This window comes from Pseudomonas fluvialis, from assembly GCF_014207935.1.
GTDB lineage: Bacteria > Pseudomonadota > Gammaproteobacteria > Pseudomonadales > Pseudomonadaceae > Aquipseudomonas > Aquipseudomonas fluvialis_A.
In genome coordinates this window covers 13523-32550 of sequence record NZ_JACHLL010000002.1, presented here as the reverse complement: position 1 = coordinate 32550, position 19028 = coordinate 13523, and the positions used below count along the sequence as shown (strand labels likewise).

Below are 19028 nucleotides of genomic sequence, written 5' to 3'. Positions count from 1 at the left end.
GCACGGAATTTTTCCATAGGAGTGAAAATACGGTATGAGCACCATCGAAGAACGCGTCAAGAAAATCGTCGCCGAGCAACTGGGCGTTAAGGAAGAAGAAGTCACCAACAGCGCTTCCTTCGTTGAAGACCTGGGCGCCGACTCCCTTGACACCGTTGAGCTGGTGATGGCTCTGGAAGAGGAATTCGAGACCGAGATTCCGGACGAGCAAGCCGAGAAGATCACCACCGTTCAGGAAGCCATCGACTACGTTACTGCGCACAGCAAGTAATTTGTAATCGCTGTTTGCTGATCCGAAGAACCGCACAGCCCGCAAGGCGTGCGGTTTTTCTTTAGGTGCGCCGCTGGGGCGCTACAGGTAGAGGATTTCGCTGTGTCGCGTAGACGCGTTGTGGTCACCGGGATGGGCATGCTTTCTCCACTGGGCGTGGATGTCGCCAGCAGCTGGCAAGGCATTCTGGCCGCCCAGAGTGGTATCGGCCTCATCGAACATATGGACCTTTCCGCCTATACCACCCGTTTTGGTGGTTCGGTGAAGGGTTTCGACGTCGAGCAGTATCTGTCGGCCAAAGAGGCGCGCAAGCTGGATCTGTTCATTCAGTACGGCCTTGCAGCCAGTTTCCAGGCCGTGCGCGACTCGGGGCTGGAAGTCACCGATGCCAATCGCGAACGCATTGGCGTGGCGATGGGGTCGGGTATCGGCGGTCTGACCAATATCGAGAACAACTGCAAGTCCTTGATCGAGCAGGGGCCGCGGCGCATTTCGCCGTTCTTCGTGCCTGGCTCGATCATCAACATGATTTCCGGATTCCTTTCCATTCATCTCGGTGCGCAAGGGCCCAACTACGCCATCGCCACCGCCTGCACCACCGGCACTCATTGCATCGGCATGGCCGCTCGCAACATCGCCTACGGTGAAGCCGACGTGATGATTGCCGGCGGTGCGGAAATGGCTGCCTGTGGTTTGGGTATCGGCGGCTTTGCGGCCGCGCGGGCTTTGTCGACGCGCAATGACGATCCGCAGCGTGCCAGTCGCCCGTGGGACAAGGATCGCGATGGTTTTGTCCTTTCCGATGGTGCCGGCGCCCTGGTGCTGGAGGAGCTGGAACATGCCAAGGCGCGTGGCGCGCAGATCTATGCCGAACTGGTCGGCTTTGGCATGAGTGGCGATGCCTATCACATGACTTCACCACCGGAAGATGGCGCGGGGGCGGCACGCTGCATGCGCAACGCGCTGCAGGATGCGCGACTGAATCCGGATCAGGTGCAGTACATCAATGCCCATGGCACCTCCACCTCGGCCGGCGACAAGGCCGAAGCCAGCGCGGTCAAGGCGGTTTTCGGCGAGCACGCCTATCGCCTGGCGGTGAGCTCGACCAAGTCGATGACCGGTCACTTGCTGGGCGCCGCGGGTGCGGTGGAGGCGATCTTCAGCGTCCTGGCCATCCGCGATCAGGTTGCACCGCCGACGATCAACCTCGACAACCCCGACGAAGGCTGTGATCTCGACTTCGTTCCGCACCAGGCGCGCGCCATGGCCATCGATACGGTGCTTTCGAACTCCTTCGGCTTTGGCGGGACCAACGGTTCGCTGCTGTTCCGGCGCTTCAACGGCTGATGCTCAGTTGGGTGGATGGGCAGCCGGCCAGTCAGCTGCCGCTGAGTGATCGCGGTCTGGCTTATGGCGATGGTCTGTTTGAAACCCTGCGTGTCAGTGGCGGTAGAATTCCGCTGCTGACGCTGCATCTGCAGCGCCTTGCCGCTGCTTGCCAGCGTTTGGCCATTGGGCTCGACCTGGCACAGGTGGAAGAGGAGCTGCGCACCTTTGCCGCACTGCTGGGGCAGGGTGTTGCCAAGCTGATCATCACTCGTGGTGATGGCTTGCGAGGCTATGCGCCGCCGGCCGAATCGCGGCCGCGGCGCATTCTGTTGGCCAGTGCCTTGCCGGAGTGGCCGGATCAGCATGCCGAGCAGGGTGTGCGGCTGTTTCCTTGCCAGACTCGCCTGGCCGAGCAGCCGCTGCTGGCAGGCCTCAAGCACCTCAATCGTCTGGAGCAGGTACTGGCGCGTGCCGAGTGGCAGGATCCCGTTTATGCCGAAGGGCTGCTGTGCGACACCTCAGGGCGCATCATTGAAGGAGTGTTCAGCAATCTTCTGCTGGTCAAGGATGGCGTCTTGCTGCTGCCTGACCTGCAGCGCTGCGGTGTTGCCGGGGTGATGCGCGCCGCCTTGTTGCAGGTTGCTGGCGAGCAGGGCATCGAGTCGCGTATTGGCGATCTGTCAGTAGATGATCTGCTGCAGGCCGATGAGGTTCTGCTGTGCAACAGCCTGTACGGGGTTTGGCCGGTCTGTGGCTACCTGCAGCGCCACTGGCCGGTCGGCCCGCTCACCCGTAAACTGCAGGCCATTGCCCATATTCTGCTGGAAGGCTGATCCTTGATACGCAAACTGCTGCTCCTGCTGCAAGGTGCCGTCGTGCTGGCCGCGCTGCTGATCGGCTGGGCGTTCTGGTCGCAGCAGCAGGCGCTGCAGCAGACACTCAATCTCCATCAGGAGCGCCTGCTGGAGGTGCCGGCAGGTTCCTCGCCCAGCTTGATGCTCAATCGCCTGGAGCAGGATGGTGTGCTGTCCGGGGCGTTGTGGTTGCGTCTGTACTGGCGTTTTAACCTGAAACAACCGCTGCACAGTGGTGAATACCGGCTGCAGCCGGGCATGCGTGCGGAGGAGCTGATGGGGCTGTGGCAGCGTGGTGAGGTGGTGCAGTACAGCCTCACCCTGGTCGAGGGCTGGAACTTTCGCCAGGTGCGTGCTCATCTGGCGGCTCAGGAGCGTCTGCAGCAGACGCTCACTGCCCTGAGTGATGCCGAGATCATGGCCAAGCTGGGCCAGCCGGGCATGCATCCTGAAGGTCGTTTCTTTCCAGATACCTACCGCTATATCCGTGGCATGCGTGATATCGAGCTGTTGCGTCAGGCGCTGCAGCGCCAGGAGCAGGTGCTGGCCGAGGAGTGGGCCAAGCGTGCCGATAATCTGCCGTATCGCGAGCCTTACCAGGCGCTGATCATGGCGTCCCTGGTGGAAAAGGAAACCGGTGTGGCCAGCGAGCGCCCGCAGATCGCCGGCGTGTTCGTGCGCCGTCTGCGCCTGGGCATGCTGCTGCAAACCGATCCGACGGTCATTTACGGCCTGGGCGAGCGCTATCAGGGTAATCTGACACGGGCGCATCTGCGTCAGCCAACCCCTTACAACACCTATGTGATCAAGGGGCTGCCGCCGACGCCGATTGCTCTGGTCGGGCGCGAGGCGATCCATGCAGCACTGCATCCGGCCGATGGCCAGAGTCTTTACTTCGTGGCGCGTGGCGATGGCAGCCATGTTTTTTCCGATTCGCTGGCGGTGCATAACCGCGCCGTGCGTGAATACCAGTTGCAACGTCGGGCGGATTATCGCTCTAGCCCGGCTCCCGCGCAGAAGGACACACCGTGAGCGGACTGTTCATTACCCTGGAAGGGCCCGAGGGTGCTGGCAAGAGCACTAACCGGGAATATCTGGCCGAGCTGCTGATGCAGGCTGGTATCGAAGTGGTGCTGACCCGCGAGCCGGGCGGCACACCACTTGCCGAGCGCATTCGCGAGCTGTTGCTGGCCCCGGACAGTGAGGTTATGGCGGTCGATACCGAGCTGCTGCTGATGTTCGCTGCCCGTGCCCAGCACCTGGCCGGTGTGATTCGACCGGCACTGGCGCGTGGTGCGGTGGTGCTGTGCGACCGCTTTACCGACGCCACCTATGCCTACCAGGGTGGTGGGCGGGGTGTGGCGTATGAGCGTATCGCCATTCTCGAACAGTTTGTCCAGGGCGATTTGCGTCCTGACCTGACACTGGTGTTCGATCTGCCGGTCGAGGTAGGTCTGGCCAGGGCGGCGGCGCGCGGCAAGCTCGACCGTTTCGAGCAGGAGCAACAGTCGTTTTTCGAGGCGGTGCGGCAGACCTATCTGGCGCGCGCGGCTCAGGCCCCGGAACGCTACCGCGTACTGGATGCGGCGCAGCCGCTGAGTCAGGTGCAGGCTGATCTCGCGGCGCTCTGCCCTACATTGCTGGGGCGAGTTCGTGGCTGATCTGCTGCCCTGGCAGGCGCACTTGTGGACGCAGCTCTCCGAGCGCCGCCAGCATGCCCATGCCTATCTGCTGCATGGCCCGGCCGGCATTGGCAAGCGCCAGCTGGCCGAGCATTTGCGCGCGCGTCTGCTCTGTCAGTCGCCACAGGCGGGCTTTGCCTGTGGTCAGTGCAAGGGCTGCCTATTGCTCGCGGCTGGCACTCATCCGGACACCTTTACCCTGGAGCCGGAAGAGGCCGACAAGGCCATCAAGGTGGATCAGGTGCGCGAGCTGGTCGATTTCGTTGTGCAGACCGCTCAGCTCGGTGGGCGCAAGGTGATTCTCCTGGAACCGGCCGAAGCGATGAATATCAACGCCGCCAACGCCTTGCTCAAAAGCCTGGAGGAGCCCAGCGGCGATACCGTGCTGCTGCTGATCAGTCACCAGCCCAGCCGCTTGCTTCCGACCATCAAGAGTCGTTGCGTGCAGCAGGCCTGCCCGTTTCCCAGCGAGGTGCAAAGCCTGGCCTGGCTGGCGCAGAACCTGCCGGCCCTGAATGTGGATGAGCATCGCGAGTTGCTGGAGTTGGCGGCGGGCTCTCCGCTGTCAGCGCAACGGCTGCAGGAACAGGGTGTGCGCGAAGCCCGGGCACTGGTGGTGGAGGGGGTAAAGAAGCTGCTTAAGCAGCAGGCCTCGGCATCGCAGTTGGCCGAAGGCTGGAATGCCGTGTCGCTGATTCTGCTGTTCGACTGGTTCAGCCAGTGGGCGCACCTGCTCCTGCGTTACCAGTTGAGCGGTGATGAGCAGGCGCTGGGTTTGCCGGACATGCACAAGGTTTTGCAGTACCTGGGCGACAAGAGTACCCAGGCCAAGGTGCTCGATCTGCAGCAGTGGTTGCTCGAACAGCGGCAAAAGGTCCTGAATAAAGCCAACCTGAACCGCGTATTGCTTCTCGAAGCCTTGCTGGTAAGGTGGGCAAGCCTGCCTGGGCCGGGCTAGAATCGGTCATCGGATATTTCGCTAGGAACGCTGCATGAGCTTGCCACCCAATCTGGGCCCGCGTAACGGCATTCTGTCCCTGACCATCAAGGACAAGTCGGTGCTGTATGCCGCCTACATGCCCTTCATCCGAAATGGCGGATTGTTCATTCCGACCAACAAGAGCTACAAGCTGGGCGATGAAGTGTTCATGCTGCTCAACCTGATGGACGAGCCGGAAAAGATTCCGGTGGCCGGCAAGGTGGTCTGGATTACCCCGAAGGGTGCCCAGGGCAACCGCGCGGCTGGTGTTGGCGTGCAGTTCAATGATGGCGACGCCACAGCACGGAACAAGATCGAGACCTACTTGGCCGGTGCGCTGAAGTCCGATCGTCCTACCCACACCATGTAATTGATACGGCGTGCTGCCCGGCGCAGTGCGCCGCCGGGCTATGAACATGCTGGTTGATTCCCACTGTCACCTTGATCGACTCGACCTGAGTGCCTGCGGCGGTTCGCTGCAGGCGGCTCTGGATGCGGCGCGCGCGCGCGGCGTCGGACATTTCCTTTGCATCGGCGTCAGTGCCGCCAACGCCTCAGCGGTCAAGCAGGTCGCCGAGCAATATCCTGATGTTCATTGCTCGGTTGGCGTGCATCCGCTGGACCTTGAGCCTGGCGCGGCGCCTGCCCTGGACTGGTTGCTTAGCGAGCTGGCGCATCCGCGGGTCGTGGCCATTGGCGAGACCGGTCTCGATTACCACTATGAGCCGGAGGCAGCGGCCTTGCAGCAGGCGTCGTTCGCCTTGCATCTGCAGGCGGCAAAGATCACTGGCAAGCCGGTGATCGTGCATACCCGAGAAGCGCGGGCCGATACTCTGGCGCTGCTACGCGAAGCCGCCTTGCCGCAGGCCGGCGTGCTGCATTGCTTTACCGAGGATTGGGAGATGGCGCGGGCTGCGCTGGATCTCGGTTTTTATATTTCTCTTTCCGGCATCGTCACCTTCCGCAATGCCGAGGCGCTACGTGATGTGGCCAGGCAGATTCCGAGCGACCGGCTGCTGGTGGAAACCGATGCGCCCTACTTGGCGCCGGTTCCGCATCGCGGCAAGCCGAATCTGCCGCAGTATGTACGCGAGGTCGCCGAGTATCTGGCGGTGCTGCGAGGCGTGAGTTATGAAACCCTGGTCGAGCAGACGGGTGAGAATTTCTTCCGTCTGTTTCCTTTGGCTCGGGGCTAAATCGCGGATAAAAAAAACCCGGGTTCTGGGGGATGAATCCGGGTCAAGACCATTAGGAGTAAAACAAGGTACGCGGTCCACGGTACCTCGACCGGCGGGGCAGTTAGGGGGGGAGTTGCCGCGCACCGGTAGTTACGAGTATTGGTCAGACTTGCTCGAAGTCCAGTGGCCCTGGCTGCTTTTTTTAAACGCTTTTGGAATACCAGAAGAAGCGCTTGGCAGTGACTGATTGGTTCTGTGCCAGGCGAAGCGCTTTTGGCCTCGCAGCTGAGAACTCGACGAAAGTGGGGGTTGTGGCAGCGATGTTCCGTGCATTTTCAATGCGGATAGGCATAATACGCGCCTTCGTTTTTTGACCCGATTTGATCAGTCAGTCCATTTATGCAAAAAGAACCCAGAAAAGTCCGTGAATTTCGCCGTCGTGAACAGGAGATCCTGGACACCGCGCTGAAGCTGTTTCTTGAACAGGGTGAGGATAGCGTTACGGTCGAAATGATCGCGGATGCTGTCGGGATCGGCAAAGGCACCATCTACAAGCACTTCAAGTCCAAGGCGGAGATCTACCTGCGCCTCATGCTCGATTACGAGCGGGATCTGAATGCGCTGCTGCATTCCGAGGACGTCGCGCGCGACAAAGAGGCGCTGTCACGCGCCTACTTCGAGTTCCGCATGCGCGACCCGCAGCGCTACCGCCTGTTTGACCGCCTGGAAGAAAAGGTGGTCAAGGGCAATCAGGTGCCAGAGATGGTCGAGGAGCTGCACACCATTCGCACCTCCAACTTCGAACACCTGACCCAGCTGATCAAGGAGCGCATCGCCGACGGCAAACTGGAAGATGTGCCGCCGTACTTCCACTACTGTGCTGCCTGGGCGCTGGTACATGGCGCGGTAGCGCTGTACCACTCGCCGTTCTGGAGTGGTGTGCTGGAGGATCAGGATGGCTTCTTCCAGTTCCTCATGGATATCGGCGTGCGCATGGGCAACAAGCGCAAGCGAGACGGCGAGCAGCCGGCTGCCTGATGGGGCATCGGGGGGGGCGCCAGCATCCTCTCCGCGGATGCTGTGAGCCTCCACGGATCAAACCGTGAGGCAGTCTTGCGGGCCGTTGCAGAGGCCATTTACTGTTTACAGACAAGGGCGCGCTTGATGCGCGGGCGCGTTTTGCTGGTTCCTTCATGGGTGTTATCAACATGTCGCCTGCCGCTTTCCCCATTCAGTACATCGAACCGGTCTTCCGTCCGCCGAGCGAAGCGCACTCGCTGATTCTGCCGGTCACCAACGGTTGTTCGTGGAACAGCTGCACCTTCTGTGAGATGTACACCGCGCCGCAGAAGAAGTTCCGCGCCCGTGACGAGGCGCAGGTGCTGGACGAGATCCGGCGTGCCGGCGAACAGTTGATCGTGCAGCGCATCTTCCTGGCCGATGGCGATGCTCTGGTGCTGCCGACCCGGCGGCTGCTCAATATCCTCACCGCCATCCGCGAATACATGCCCGATGTGCAGCGGGTTTCCAGTTACTGCCTGCCGCGCAATCTGCGCAAGAAGTCGGTGGAGGAACTCAAGGAACTGGCCGATGCCGGGTTGCGCATGGCTTATGTCGGTGCCGAGTCCGGGGATGATCAGGTGCTGGAGCTGATCAACAAGGGCGAGACCTACGAGTCGACCTTGAGTGCTCTGGACAAGCTGGGGCAGGCCGGTATTACCCGCTCGGTGATGATTCTCAACGGTCTGGGTGGTCAGCGCTACAGCGAGCAGCATGCGCTGAACTCGGCGCGTCTGATGAACGATGCTCAGCCGGAATATCTGTCGACCCTGGTGGTGAGCTTTCCGCTGGGTGACGAGCGTGTGCGCTCCCGTTTTCCTGATTTCACGCCTTTGACCCAGCAGGAGCTGTTCCTGGAGGTCGAGCGGCTGCTGCAAACCCTCGAGCTGCGCGATACGGTTTTCCGTAGTGATCATGCCTCCAACTATCTGGTGCTCAAGGGCAACCTGGGCGCGGACAAGGCGCGCATGCTGGCACAGGTACGCATGGCCATCGAGCAGCCGCAACAGATTCGCCTGCGTCAGGAGTGGCAGCGCGGTCTGTAGCACAGTCTGGCGCAAAATCTGCAGAGGGTCCTGGGTGCGGCATCGTCTTGCCGCAAGGGAGAGATGCAATGCCTAATCTGTTGCTTGCGCTGTTGCTGGTCATGCTGGCTGGTTGCATGAAGGTCAGTGACATGGCCGCCGGTACCGAGTATCAGCTGCGCGATGCTGGTGTGCTGGATCACAGCGACATTCGGCGAGCTTATAACTGGCGCCTGCAGCCGGACTCTTTCATCTATATCGCCCAGGGCACTTTTGCACCGCAGGGTAATGGCGTTGTGCGGCCGAACGTGGTCGCGGATGAGGCGTTCGAAGGATTTGTCGAGTATTTCCCCTTGGTGCGGCGGGCCAGCGGACCGCTTGGGCTGGAAAAGGCCATGGCAGAAACCCGCATGGCCGGAGCGCATTACCTGCTGTATTGTCGTTTTGCCAGTGTCGATGATCGTATCGGCACCTATGACGAGTGGGCGGATCAGGAGGCGGTCGATCGCCTCGGTACTGATCGCGGGGTGATTCAGATTATGTTGATCGAGGCCAATACCCGGCAGTTGGTTGATACGGCGCGGATTCGTAATCGTGGTGGTCTGTTCTCCTGGTACGACAGTAACCCGGAGGATTTCCTCGGGCCGCCGTTGCAGGAATATGCCCGGCGTCTGCTGGGGCTTAACGATCAATAACGGAGTCAGACATGGTGGGCGTGGGCAAGGCGGGCGATCTGTTGAGTCAGGTGACTGCCGCCGCCGGCAAGGGTTTGCCGCCGGTGCATCTGTGGAATCCACCGTTCTGTGGCGATATCGACATGCGCATTGCCCGCGACGGTACCTGGTTTTACCAGGGCACACCGATCGGGCGTAAGCCGATGGTCAAGCTGTTCTCCAGCATCATTCGTCGCGATGGCGACGACTACGTGCTGGTTACGCCAGTCGAGAAGGTTGGTATCCAGGTCGACGATGCGCCCTTTGTCGCGGTGGAATTGCGTGTGGAGGGCGAGGATGAGCAGCAGTGCCTGCGCTTTATCACCAATGTCGAGGATGAGGTGGTGGCCGATGCAGATCATCCACTGCGCGTCGTGCTGGATGAGCAGTCTGGTGAGCCGTCCCCCTACCTGCTGGTGCGTAGCAACCTGGAGGCACTGATCCATCGCAATGTGTTCTACCAACTGGTGGAGATGGCGGTAGAGCGCGAGATCGAGGGACAGCAATGGCTGGGGGTGTGGAGCGCGGGGCAGTTTTTCCCGATCGGGCTGTTACCGGCCTAGAAGGCAAACGCGGAAATAAAAAAGGCTCCCTAGGGAGCCTTTTTTACTGGTCTTACATGTTGGGGTAGTTCGGGCCGCCGGTGCCTTCCGGAGCCACCCAGGTGATGTTCTGCGAAGGATCCTTGATGTCACAGGTCTTGCAGTGTACGCAGTTCTGCGCGTTGATCTGGAAGCGCTGATTGCCGTCTTCCTGGGTGACGATTTCGTACACGCCGGCCGGGCAGTAGCGCTGTGCCGGTTCATCGTACAGCGGCAGGTTCTTGCCCAGCGGGATGCTCGGATCGGTCAGCTTCAGGTGGCAGGGTTGTTCCTCTTCATGATTGGTGTTGGAGAGGAATACCGAGGAGAGCTTGTCGAAGCTGATCTTGCCGTCCGGCTTCGGATAGCTGATCTTCTGGCACTCTGCGGCCGGCTTCAGGCAGGCGTAGTCCGGCTTGTTGTCGTGCAGGGTGAACGGAATCTTGCCACCGAAGATGTTCTGATCGATGAAGTTGAAGGCGCCACCGACGATGGCGCCGAACTTGTGGATCGCAGCGCCGAAGTTGCGGCTGCAGAACAGCTCTTCATACAGCCAGCTGGACTTGAAGTTGTCGACGTAGTTGGTCAGTTCGTCGCCGCCTTCCTTGCCGCCGAGCAGGGCTTCGGCCACGGATTCGGCGGCCAGCATGCCAGACTTCATGGCGGTGTGGCTGCCCTTGATCTTGGCGAAGTTCAGGGTGCCCAGGTCGCAACCGATCAGCGCGCCGCCCGGGAATACCATCTTCGGCAGGGAGTTGAGGCCGCCCTTACAGATGGCGCGAGCACCGTAGGCGACGCGCTTGCCGCCTTCCAGGTACTGCTTGATCACCGGGTGGTGCTTGTAGCGCTGGAACTCGTCGAACGGTGACAGGTGCGGATTGCCGTAGGACAGGTCGACGATCAGGCCGACCACCACCTGGTTGTTTTCCAGGTGATAGAGGAAGGAGCCGCCTGGGTTCTCGTCGGACAGTGGCCAGCCGGCGGTATGCACCACCAGGCCCTGCTCATGCTTGGCCGGATCGATATCCCAGATTTCCTTGATGCCGATGCCGTAATGCTGGGCATCGGCTTCACTGTCGAGGTTGTACTTCTTGATCAGTTGCTTGCCGATGTGGCCACGGCAGCCTTCGGCGAACAGGGTGTATTTGGCGCGCAGTTCCATGCCCGGGGTGTAGTAGCCTTCCTTCGGATGGCCTTCACGGTCGACGCCCAGGTCGCCGGTGATGATGCCGCGCACCACACCGTTCTCGTCGATCAGGGCTTCCTGGGCGGCGAAGCCCGGGTAGATCTCAACGCCCAGGCCTTCGGCCTGCTGAGCCAGCCAGCGGCACAGGTTGCCCAGGGAGATGATGTAGTTGCCTTCGTTGTGCATGGTCTTAGGCACAAAGAAGTTCGGGACCTTGACGCCTTTCTCTTCGCTCTTGAGCAGATAGATGTCGTCGCGCTTGACTTCGGTATTCAGCGGTGCGCCCAGTTCCTTCCAGTCAGGGAACAGTTCATTCAGGGCGCGGGGCTCAAATACTGCGCCGGAGAGAATGTGGGCGCCGACTTCGGAACCTTTCTCGACCACGCAAACGCTGATCTCTTGACCGGCTTCGGCGGCCTTCTGCTTCAGTCGGCAGGCGGCGGACAGGCCGGAGGGGCCGGCGCCGACGATGACGACGTCGAATTCCATGTATTCGCGTTCCACAGTCAATCTCCTACTCAAGGCTAATCTGTGCTTTTCTTAGGGTGAGCCCTGGCGTTCCCTAGCCCGAGCCGCAGCATTATATCTATAGGCAAGTCTAGGTCCAATACAAACGTTTGTTTGAATTTTTTCCGAGGCTGGTAATATGCCCGCGCGGACGCTTGCCTGCGGGCGTCTTCGTATTGACCGTAACCCCTGTTACGGTCAAGATACGGGCGGTTTTGCGCTCCCTATTTTTGAGCTCGTCGGTCCCGGCCGACATGCATCACCGGCCAGGTTCGCCTAGGCGACACCCTTATATTCACCGGAGAGTAACGAGGAATCCATGAAGGTTCTTGTAGCTGTCAAACGAGTGGTCGACTACAACGTCAAGGTTCGCGTCAAGGCGGACAACTCCGGCGTCGACCTCGCCAACGTCAAGATGTCGATGAACCCCTTCTGCGAAATCGCCGTGGAAGAAGCAGTTCGTCTGAAGGAAAAGGGTGTTGCGACTGAGATCGTCGTGGTTTCCATCGGCCCGAACACTGCCCAGGAGCAACTGCGTACCGCGCTGGCTCTGGGTGCTGACCGCGCTATCCTGGTCGAGTCGAACGAGGAGCTGAACTCCCTCGCCGTGGCCAAGCTGCTCAAGGCCGTTGTCGATAAAGAGCAACCGCAACTGGTTGTGATGGGCAAGCAAGCCATCGACAGCGATAACAATCAGACTGGTCAGATGCTCGGTGCGCTGACCGGCATGCCGCAAGGCACTTTCGCCTCCAAGGTGGAAGTGGCTGGCGACAAGGTTAACGTGACCCGTGAAATCGACGGCGGTCTGCAGACTGTTGCCCTGAGCCTGCCGGCAATCGTCACCACCGACCTGCGTTTGAACGAGCCGCGCTACGCATCTCTGCCGAACATCATGAAAGCCAAGAAGAAGCCGCTGGATGTGGTTACCCCGGACGCTCTGGGTGTTTCCACCGCTTCTTCCGTCAAGACCCTGAAAGTGGAAGCTCCGGCTGCCCGCAGCGCCGGCATCAAGGTCAAGTCCGTGGCTGAACTGGTCGAGAAACTGAAGAACGAGGCGAAGGTAATCTGATGGCTATCCTGGTTGTTGCTGAACACAATAACGCTACCCTGGGCGCTGCCACCCTCAACACCGTGACCGCAGCCCAGAAAATCGGTGGCGACATCCACGTTCTGGTGGTCGGTACTGGTTGCGGCGCAGTTGCCGAAGCTGCTGCCAAGGTAGCCGGCGTATCCAAGGTTCTGGTTGCTGACAACGCTGCCTACGCCAACCAACTGCCGGAGAACGTTGCTCCCCTGGTTGCCGAACTGGGCAAGGGTTACAGCCACGTACTGGCTGCTGCCACCACCAATGGCAAGAACTTCCTGCCGCGCGTTGCTGCACTGCTGGACGTTGACCAGATCTCCGAAATCATTGCTGTAGAAAGCGCTGACACCTTCAAGCGTCCGATCTATGCCGGTAACGCCATCGCTACCGTGCAGTCCTCGGCTGCGGTCAAGGTCATCACCGTTCGTGGCACCGGCTTTGACGCCGCTGCTGCTGAAGGTGGTTCGGCTGCTGTTGAGCAGGTTTCCGGTGCTGGCGATGCCGGCAAGTCGGCTTTCGTTGGCGAAGAGCTGGCCAAGTCCGACCGTCCGGAACTGACTGCTGCCAAGATCGTCGTTTCCGGCGGCCGTGGCATGCAGAATGGCGACAACTTCAAGCTGCTGTACAGCCTGGCCGACAAGCTCGGTGCTGCTGTTGGTGCTTCCCGTGCCGCCGTCGACGCCGGTTTCGTACCGAACGACATGCAGGTTGGTCAGACCGGTAAGATCGTTGCTCCGCAGCTCTACGTGGCTGTGGGCATCTCCGGTGCCATCCAGCACCTGGCCGGTATGAAAGACTCCAAGGTCATCGTTGCTATCAACAAGGACGAAGAAGCCCCGATCTTCCAGGTGGCTGATTACGGCCTGGTGGCTGACCTGTTCGAAGCCGTACCGGAGCTGGAAAACCTGGTCTGATCCAGCGTTTCCATTCCAGCAAAAAGCCCGCTCTCTGAGCGGGCTTTTTGTTTACGACTTCAATCGAAGCGCAGGATGTCCATGGCTAGGGCGCCATAGCTGAAACCCTGATGCACGGGATGCATGGCACCGCCGGCGCCGTAGGCGAAGAATAGTGGTAGCAGGTGTTCGTCGGTAGGATGGTTGCGCACGGCGTGCGGCGCCAGGCGGCGATAGTCTTGCAGTGCCCCGCTGTCGTTGCTCTCAAGCCGGGCAAGCAGCCATTGGCAGAAACTGGCTGCCCAGTCGGCCACATTATCCTTTCCGGCCTGCCAGTCCAGTTCCGCCAGATTGTGGGTCAGGCTACCTGAGCCAATCACTAATACGCCCTTGGTGCGCAGGTCTTTGAGCGCCAGTCCGAGCCCGATCAGCCACTCCGGTGTGGCGGAATAGGGGAGTGACAGTTGCAGGACCGGAATATCCGCCTGTGGGTACATCAGCAGCATGGGCACCCAGACGCCATGATCACGTGGCTGCTGTGCATTGAGCTGAGTGGGGTATCCCGCATTGCCCAGGTGTTCGGCGATTACGCGGGCCTGCCCTGGAGCGCCTGGCGCCGGGTAGCGCAGTTGGTAGAGGGGCTGGGGGAAACCATAAAAGTCATGCCAGGTGTCAGGCTGCGCGGCGCTGCTGATTTGCAATGCCTGGCTCTGCCAATGTGCCGACACGATCAGGATCAGTTCTGGGCGTGGCAGACTGTCTGCGAGTTGACGCAGTGCCGGTCCAGTGGCTTCGGGTTGCAGGGCAAGCAGCGGTGCACCGTGGGAAATGAACAGGCTGGGTAGCATGATGGCCTCCTTCGCGTTGAGGCTATTGTCGTGCCGTTGGTATCGTTTTAATAACGGCATTTTTGCGCCGGATTAATCGCTTTATTCGATGTTTTCAGGCAGGTGGGTGGTTCAAGAGGAGGTGCGTGTTGCACGAGGACTTCTGGCAGGCGCGCTGGGCGCGCGATGAAATCGGTTTTCACCTGTATGAGGTGAATCCCTACCTGCTGCGCTACTGGCCACAGTTGTCAGTGCAGCCTGGCGAGCGGGTGTTGGTGCCGCTGTGTGGCAAGACTCTCGATCTGCGCTGGCTAGCGGCTCAGGAGCTGCAGGTGCTGGGTGTTGAGCTGTCACGCAAGGCGATTGAGGACTTCTTTGCAGAGCAGGGATTGCAGCCGCAGATTGAAGAGCAGGGTGCTTTCGTGCGTTTTCGTGCGGATGCCATTGAACTCTGGTGCGGCGACTTCTTTGCCCTGACGGCCGCCGATGTAGCGCAATGCCATCTGTTCTACGATCGGGCGGCACTGATCGCACTGCCACTGGACATGCGTCAGCGCTATGCGGCTCATTTGCAGGCGATTTTGCCGCAGGTCTGTCGTGGCCTGCTGGTGACGCTGGATTATCCGCAGGAGCAGATGAATGGGCCGCCCTTTGCGGTGCCTGCTGAGCAAGTGCAGGCGTTTTATGCTGATGGCTGGGATGTGCATCTGCTGGCGCGGGAGGATGTGCTGGGCGAGAACTGGAGATTTCTCCAGCGCGGGCTGACGCGTCTGGATGAGTCGGTTTTCAGCCTTTCCCGCCGCGAAAAGAAAAGCCGCCTTTAAAGGCGGCTTTTGCTTGTTGCCGATTGGCTTATGCCAGGCGGCGCAGTGCTTCGATGCGGTCTTCCAGCGGCGGGTGGGTCATCAGCAGGCCGGCCAGGCCGTTCTTCAGACCGCCATTGATGCCGAAGGCAGTCATGCTGCTGGGCATATTCACCGGTACGCCTTGCTCGGCACGCAGGCGTTGCAGAGCGCCGATCATCGAGGCGGTGCTTGCCAGGCGGGCGCCCGCTTCGTCGGCCTTGAATTCGCGCTTACGCGAGAACCACATGACGATGATGCTGGCCAGGATGCCCAGTACCAGTTCGGCGAAGATGGTTGCGACGAAGTAGCCAATGCCCGGGCCTTCCTCGTTCTTCAGGATGACCTTGTCGACGAAGTTGCCGAAGATGCGTGCGAAGAACATGACAAAGGTGTTCACCACCCCCTGAATCAGGGCCAGGGTGACCATGTCGCCATTGGCTACGTGGCCGATTTCGTGGGCCAGTACGGCTTTCACTTCGTCGGGCGAGAAGCGCTCCAGCAGGCCCTGGCTGACGGCTACCAGGGCATCGTTCTTGTTCCAGCCAGTAGCGAAGGCGTTGGCCTCGTAGGCAGGGAAGATACCCACTTCAGGCATCTTGATGCCGGCATCGCGGGCCAGTTCTTCGACGGTCTGCAGCAACCACTGCTCGTGGCGGGTGCGTGGCTGGCTGATGATTTCGGTGCCGGTGCTCATCTTCGCCATCCACTTGGAGATGAACAGCGAAATCAGCGAGCCGGCAAAGCCGAACACGGCGCAGTAAACCAGCAGGCTGCCGTAGTTCTGGCCGGTGAACCGATCAACGCCGAGTAGCTTGAGCGTGAGGCTGGCGATCAACAGAACCGCCAGGTTGGTGCCGATGAACAGGGCGATGCGCATCATGGTTGGGTCGAACTCCTAACTGCAGAAAACGGAATAGTCATGGGCGTGTATATAAGGGCGGCAACGCCAACGCTTCAAGCGCAGACTATTTCAAGCTATGTCGCTGGCGGGGCTGCGCTGATCCAGTACCAGGCGGGTCAGGCGTGCGACCTGTTCGCTGTCGCGGTTGTGCAGGGCTTGGCGCAGGTGGTGGGCGAGAGTGCCCTGCTGGCGGCGAATACTTGGCGTGAGGCAGGCATCACTGACCAGGGTGGGGATGTAACGGGTCAGGCGGACGAAGCCTTTTTCGGTCAGTGTAGCCTGGTCCAGGGCTTCGTAATGGATGGTGCTCTCGTAGCGCAGATAACCTTCATCGGCCAGCCACAGCAGGGCGCCCAGGCAACTCTGATGGCGCTTGCTGGGCAGGCCGAACTCGTCAGGCTCCTCGCGGCCGATCAGGTCCTCGATGTACAGCGCTACCTTGCGCGGGAAGGCCAGGTACAGGTTGAGCAGCCCGGCCGCGCAATCGTGGTAGAAGTCATCAATCTGCAGGTCCATCGCGGCAGTACTCAAAAACGGGCCAGCCAGGCGCTGGGCAGATAAGGCAGCAGGCGTCCGAGCAGGGCCCAGGGCCAGCCGGGCACATAGGCGCTGCGACTGCGGCGATCGATATGCCTGGCAATCAGCTGGGCGCCGCGCTCGACGCTTATCAGGAAGGGGCGCTTAGCCATGTCTTCGTTCAGCGGCGTATCGATGAACCCTGGTAGCAGCAGGGTAGTGTCGATCGGCTTGCCGTGGAATTCGGCGGCCAGCGATTCCATGTAGGCGATCAGTCCGGCTTTGCTCGCCGAATAGCCCAGGCTACGCGGCAGGCCGCGCTTGCCTGCCACCGAAGCAATGCCAACCAAGTGACCGTGGCCCTGCTGGCGGAACAGCACGGCGGCGGCCTCCAGGCAGGCGATGGCCCCCAGCAGATTGGTTTCCAGGGTCAGGCGAATGCGTTCGAAATGCCCGCCGCCCGCTTTGCCGGCAAGGGCGATACCGGCATTGGCAATGATGCCGTCGAGGCCGCCGAGGGCATTGGCAGCTAGGCCGACGACATCGGCGCAGGCGTCGTAGTCGGTGACGTCCAGCGGCAGTACCACCACCTTGCGGCCATGGCGTGACTGCAGTTCGCTGGCCAATGCCTGCAGGCTGTCGGTACGACGCGCCGCCAGAGCCAGGTCATAGCCCTGGCTGGCCAGCTCGCGAGCCAGTTGCGCGCCGATGCCCGAGCTGGCGCCGGTCAGCAGGTAACGCTTGGCCCTGTCCATGGCGATGGCCTCTTATTGGCGGTAGGACTTGAGGAAGTTGCCGATGCGGCCGATGGCCTGCTCCAGATCATCCACGCGGGGCAGGGTGACGACGCGGAAGTGATCAGGCCATGGCCAGTTGAAGGCCGTTCCCTGGACGATCAGCAGCTTCTCGGAGAGCAGCAGATCGAGCACGAATTTTTCGTCGTTGTGGATCGGGCAGACCTTGGGGTCGATCTTGGGGAAGGCGTACAGTGCGCCCATGGGCTTGACGCAGCTGACCCCGGGGATGTCGTTGAGCAGCTCCCAAGTGCGGTTGCGCTGCTCCAGCAGGCGCCCATTGGGCAGCACCAGATCGTTGATGCTCTGGTAGCCGCCCAGCGCGGTCTGGATGGCGTGCTGGCTCGGTACGTTGGCGCACAGGCGCATGTTGGCCAGGATATCCAGTCCTTCGATGTAGCTCTGCGCCTTGTGCTTGGGCCCGGAAATGGCCACCCAGCCAGAGCGGAAACCCGCCACGCGGTAGGACTTGGACAGGCCGTTGAAGGTCAGGCACAGCACGTCCGGGGCCAGCGAGGCGGTGCAGATGTGCACGGCGTCGTCGTAGAGGATCTTGTCGTAGATCTCGTCGGAGAACAGCACCAGATTGTGCTGGCGTGCCAGCTCGACGATATCCAACAGCACTTCCTTGGAATACACCGCGCCGGTGGGGTTGTTCGGGTTGATCAGCACCAGTGCCTTGGTGTTCGGTGTGATCTTGGCGCGCATGTCGGCGATATCCGGGAACCAGCCAGCCTGCTCGTCGCACAGGTAATGCACCGGCTTGCCGCCGGCCAGGGCCACGGAGGCGGTCCACAGCGGGTAATCAGGTGCGGGGATCAGCACTTCATCGCCGTTGTTGAGCAGCGCCTGCAGGGCCATGACGATCAGCTCGGACACGCCGTTGCCGAGGTAGATGTCCTCGATGCCAACGCCTTCCACCTGCTTCTGCTGGTAGTACTGCATCACCGCCTTGCGTGCGCTGAACAGACCTTTGGAGTCGCTGTAGCCCTGGGCGGTGGGCAGGTTGCGGATCACGTCCTGGAGAATCTCCTCCGGGGCTTCGAAACCGAACGGCGCTGGGTTGCCGATATTCAGCTTGAGGATGCGTTGGCCTTCCTCTTCCAGGCGTTTGGCGTGCTTGAGCACCGGCCCGCGAATGTCATAGCAGACGTTGGCGAGCTTGTTCGATTTGCTGACCTGCATGATCCTGTATATCCCAAGGTGAGCCGCCAGTAATTTCGGCGAACTGCATGAATCCATGCACCCTGGCTGCCCCGTTTGCAGCAACCAGACGGGCGGTGAAAAAGAGCCCGCATGATACGTGCGGGGGCAGGCAGGGAAAAGGTACGCGGTGGCATTTTTCGGCAGTGGAGGTGTGATTGTGGACAAACTGGACAAACCGCTGGAGAGCTGGCGCGAGGAGCTGTCGCCCACGCAGTTTCAGGTCTGCCGGCTGAAAGGCACCGAGCACCCGTTCAGTGGCGAGTATTACGCCACCAAGACGCCGGGCACCTATCACTGTGCCTGCTGCGGCGCAGCCTTGTTCGATTCGGATGCCAAGTACGATTCAGGCAGTGGCTGGCCGAGCTATTTCCAGCCGGTCAGTGCGGCGGCGATCAGCGAGAAAGAGGACAGCAGCCACGGCATGCAGCGCGTCGAGGTGCTCTGTGCCCGCTGCGATGCCCATCTCGGGCATGTCTTTCCCGATGGGCCGCGGCCGACCGGCTTGCGCTACTGCATCAACTCGGTGGCACTTAAGCTGCGCCCGCGCGATCAGGCGTCGTGAGGTGTTATTGAGTGTGTGATTTTAGGAAATTAGATT

The 19028-nt window shown here is 60.8% G+C and carries 22 protein-coding genes; 16 read left to right on the top strand and 6 right to left on the bottom strand.

The features are described from left to right. The first annotated feature begins 34 nt into the window (after nucleotides 1–34). The 12 genes from acpP to HNP49_RS05130 all read left to right on the top strand — a co-directional run bounded on the left by acpP (nucleotide 35) and on the right by HNP49_RS05130 (nucleotide 9653). Nucleotides 35–271, top strand: a complete 237-nt coding sequence (acpP, locus tag HNP49_RS05185) for an acyl carrier protein (RefSeq protein WP_095938962.1) — start codon at nucleotides 35–37, stop codon at nucleotides 269–271. Nucleotides 272–373: 102 nt separating this feature from the next. Beyond that, nucleotides 374–1618 carry a beta-ketoacyl-ACP synthase II gene (gene fabF / locus HNP49_RS05180; protein ID WP_184681263.1) on the top strand — a complete coding sequence of 415 codons (1245 nt, stop codon included), beginning with the start codon at nucleotides 374–376 and terminating at the stop codon, nucleotides 1616–1618. Next, nucleotides 1618–2433, top strand: a complete 816-nt coding sequence (gene pabC, locus HNP49_RS05175; RefSeq protein WP_184681261.1) for an aminodeoxychorismate lyase — start codon at nucleotides 1618–1620, stop codon at nucleotides 2431–2433. The genes fabF and pabC overlap by 1 nt, the downstream gene beginning before the upstream one ends. Before the next feature lie 3 nt (nucleotides 2434–2436). Beyond that, nucleotides 2437–3486, top strand: coding sequence for an endolytic transglycosylase MltG (gene mltG, locus HNP49_RS05170; RefSeq protein WP_184681259.1), 1050 nt, complete (start codon nucleotides 2437–2439; stop codon nucleotides 3484–3486). After that, complete coding sequence (gene tmk, locus HNP49_RS05165) at nucleotides 3483–4115, top strand: dTMP kinase (protein WP_184681257.1); 633 nt, start codon at nucleotides 3483–3485, stop codon at nucleotides 4113–4115. Before mltG ends, tmk begins: the two co-directional genes overlap by 4 nt. Continuing rightward, nucleotides 4108–5094, top strand: coding sequence for a DNA polymerase III subunit delta' (locus tag HNP49_RS05160; protein WP_184681255.1), 987 nt, complete (start codon nucleotides 4108–4110; stop codon nucleotides 5092–5094). The genes tmk and HNP49_RS05160 overlap by 8 nt, the downstream gene beginning before the upstream one ends. Before the next feature lie 34 nt (nucleotides 5095–5128). Further along, complete coding sequence (locus HNP49_RS05155; RefSeq protein ID WP_184681253.1) at nucleotides 5129–5485, top strand: PilZ domain-containing protein; 357 nt, start codon at nucleotides 5129–5131, stop codon at nucleotides 5483–5485. 46 nt (nucleotides 5486–5531) lie between these two features. Beyond that, the gene (locus HNP49_RS05150; protein WP_184681251.1) at nucleotides 5532–6311 is read left to right on the top strand and encodes a TatD family hydrolase; all 780 of its coding nucleotides are present in this window, start codon (nucleotides 5532–5534) and stop codon (nucleotides 6309–6311) included. A 381-nt stretch (nucleotides 6312–6692) separates the two neighbouring features. Continuing rightward, on the top strand, nucleotides 6693–7331 hold the full coding sequence (locus HNP49_RS05145; RefSeq protein ID WP_184681249.1) for a TetR/AcrR family transcriptional regulator: 639 nt from the start codon (nucleotides 6693–6695) through the stop codon (nucleotides 7329–7331). A 170-nt stretch (nucleotides 7332–7501) separates the two neighbouring features. Beyond that, entirely contained in the window at nucleotides 7502–8398 is an 897-nt protein-coding gene (locus HNP49_RS05140) for a radical SAM protein (RefSeq protein WP_184681247.1), read from the top strand. A 68-nt stretch (nucleotides 8399–8466) separates the two neighbouring features. Beyond that, nucleotides 8467–9072, top strand: coding sequence for a DUF4823 domain-containing protein (locus HNP49_RS05135; RefSeq protein WP_184681245.1), 606 nt, complete (start codon nucleotides 8467–8469; stop codon nucleotides 9070–9072). Between the two features lie 11 nt (nucleotides 9073–9083). Then, a complete protein-coding gene (locus HNP49_RS05130) occupies nucleotides 9084–9653 on the top strand; it encodes a DUF1285 domain-containing protein (RefSeq protein WP_184681243.1) in 570 nt (189 codons plus the stop codon). Nucleotides 9654–9705: 52 nt separating this feature from the next. Here HNP49_RS05130 and HNP49_RS05125 read toward each other — a convergent pair whose 3' ends face one another. Beyond that, on the bottom strand, nucleotides 9706–11361 hold the full coding sequence (locus HNP49_RS05125; protein WP_184681241.1) for an electron transfer flavoprotein-ubiquinone oxidoreductase: 1656 nt from the start codon (nucleotides 11359–11361) through the stop codon (nucleotides 9706–9708). Nucleotides 11362–11683: 322 nt separating this feature from the next. Here HNP49_RS05125 and HNP49_RS05120 point away from each other — a divergent pair, with 322 nt between their 5' ends. Continuing rightward, nucleotides 11684–12433, top strand: coding sequence for an electron transfer flavoprotein subunit beta/FixA family protein (locus HNP49_RS05120; RefSeq protein WP_184681239.1), 750 nt, complete (start codon nucleotides 11684–11686; stop codon nucleotides 12431–12433). Then, nucleotides 12433–13362: an electron transfer flavoprotein subunit alpha/FixB family protein gene (locus HNP49_RS05115; RefSeq protein WP_184681237.1), complete on the top strand. Its 930-nt coding sequence runs from the start codon at nucleotides 12433–12435 to the stop codon at nucleotides 13360–13362. The genes HNP49_RS05120 and HNP49_RS05115 overlap by 1 nt, the downstream gene beginning before the upstream one ends. 59 nt (nucleotides 13363–13421) lie before the next feature. On the opposite strand, the gene HNP49_RS05110 is transcribed toward HNP49_RS05115, so the two are convergent. Then, the gene (locus HNP49_RS05110; RefSeq protein ID WP_184681235.1) at nucleotides 13422–14189 is read right to left on the bottom strand and encodes a dioxygenase; all 768 of its coding nucleotides are present in this window, start codon (nucleotides 14187–14189) and stop codon (nucleotides 13422–13424) included. 128 nt (nucleotides 14190–14317) lie between these two features. Here HNP49_RS05110 and HNP49_RS05105 point away from each other — a divergent pair, with 128 nt between their 5' ends. Continuing rightward, complete coding sequence (locus tag HNP49_RS05105) at nucleotides 14318–14992, top strand: thiopurine S-methyltransferase (protein WP_184682488.1); 675 nt, start codon at nucleotides 14318–14320, stop codon at nucleotides 14990–14992. 28 nt (nucleotides 14993–15020) lie between these two features. Here HNP49_RS05105 and htpX read toward each other — a convergent pair whose 3' ends face one another. The 4 genes from htpX to HNP49_RS05085 all read right to left on the bottom strand — a co-directional run bounded on the left by htpX (nucleotide 15021) and on the right by HNP49_RS05085 (nucleotide 18409). Beyond that, complete coding sequence (gene htpX, locus HNP49_RS05100) at nucleotides 15021–15893, bottom strand: protease HtpX (protein ID WP_184681233.1); 873 nt, start codon at nucleotides 15891–15893, stop codon at nucleotides 15021–15023. Nucleotides 15894–15983: 90 nt separating this feature from the next. Continuing rightward, nucleotides 15984–16430 carry a hypothetical protein gene (locus HNP49_RS05095; protein ID WP_184681231.1) on the bottom strand — a complete coding sequence of 149 codons (447 nt, stop codon included), beginning with the start codon at nucleotides 16428–16430 and terminating at the stop codon, nucleotides 15984–15986. A gap of 11 nt (nucleotides 16431–16441) precedes the next feature. After that, nucleotides 16442–17185: an SDR family NAD(P)-dependent oxidoreductase gene (locus HNP49_RS05090; RefSeq protein WP_184681229.1), complete on the bottom strand. Its 744-nt coding sequence runs from the start codon at nucleotides 17183–17185 to the stop codon at nucleotides 16442–16444. A 12-nt stretch (nucleotides 17186–17197) separates the two neighbouring features. Then, nucleotides 17198–18409 carry a pyridoxal phosphate-dependent aminotransferase gene (locus HNP49_RS05085; RefSeq protein WP_184681227.1) on the bottom strand — a complete coding sequence of 404 codons (1212 nt, stop codon included), beginning with the start codon at nucleotides 18407–18409 and terminating at the stop codon, nucleotides 17198–17200. A gap of 178 nt (nucleotides 18410–18587) precedes the next feature. On the opposite strand from HNP49_RS05085, the gene msrB reads away from it, so the two are divergent. Then, entirely contained in the window at nucleotides 18588–18992 is a 405-nt protein-coding gene (gene msrB, locus HNP49_RS05080) for a peptide-methionine (R)-S-oxide reductase MsrB (RefSeq protein ID WP_184681226.1), read from the top strand. Nucleotides 18993–19028: the final 36 nt, after the last annotated feature.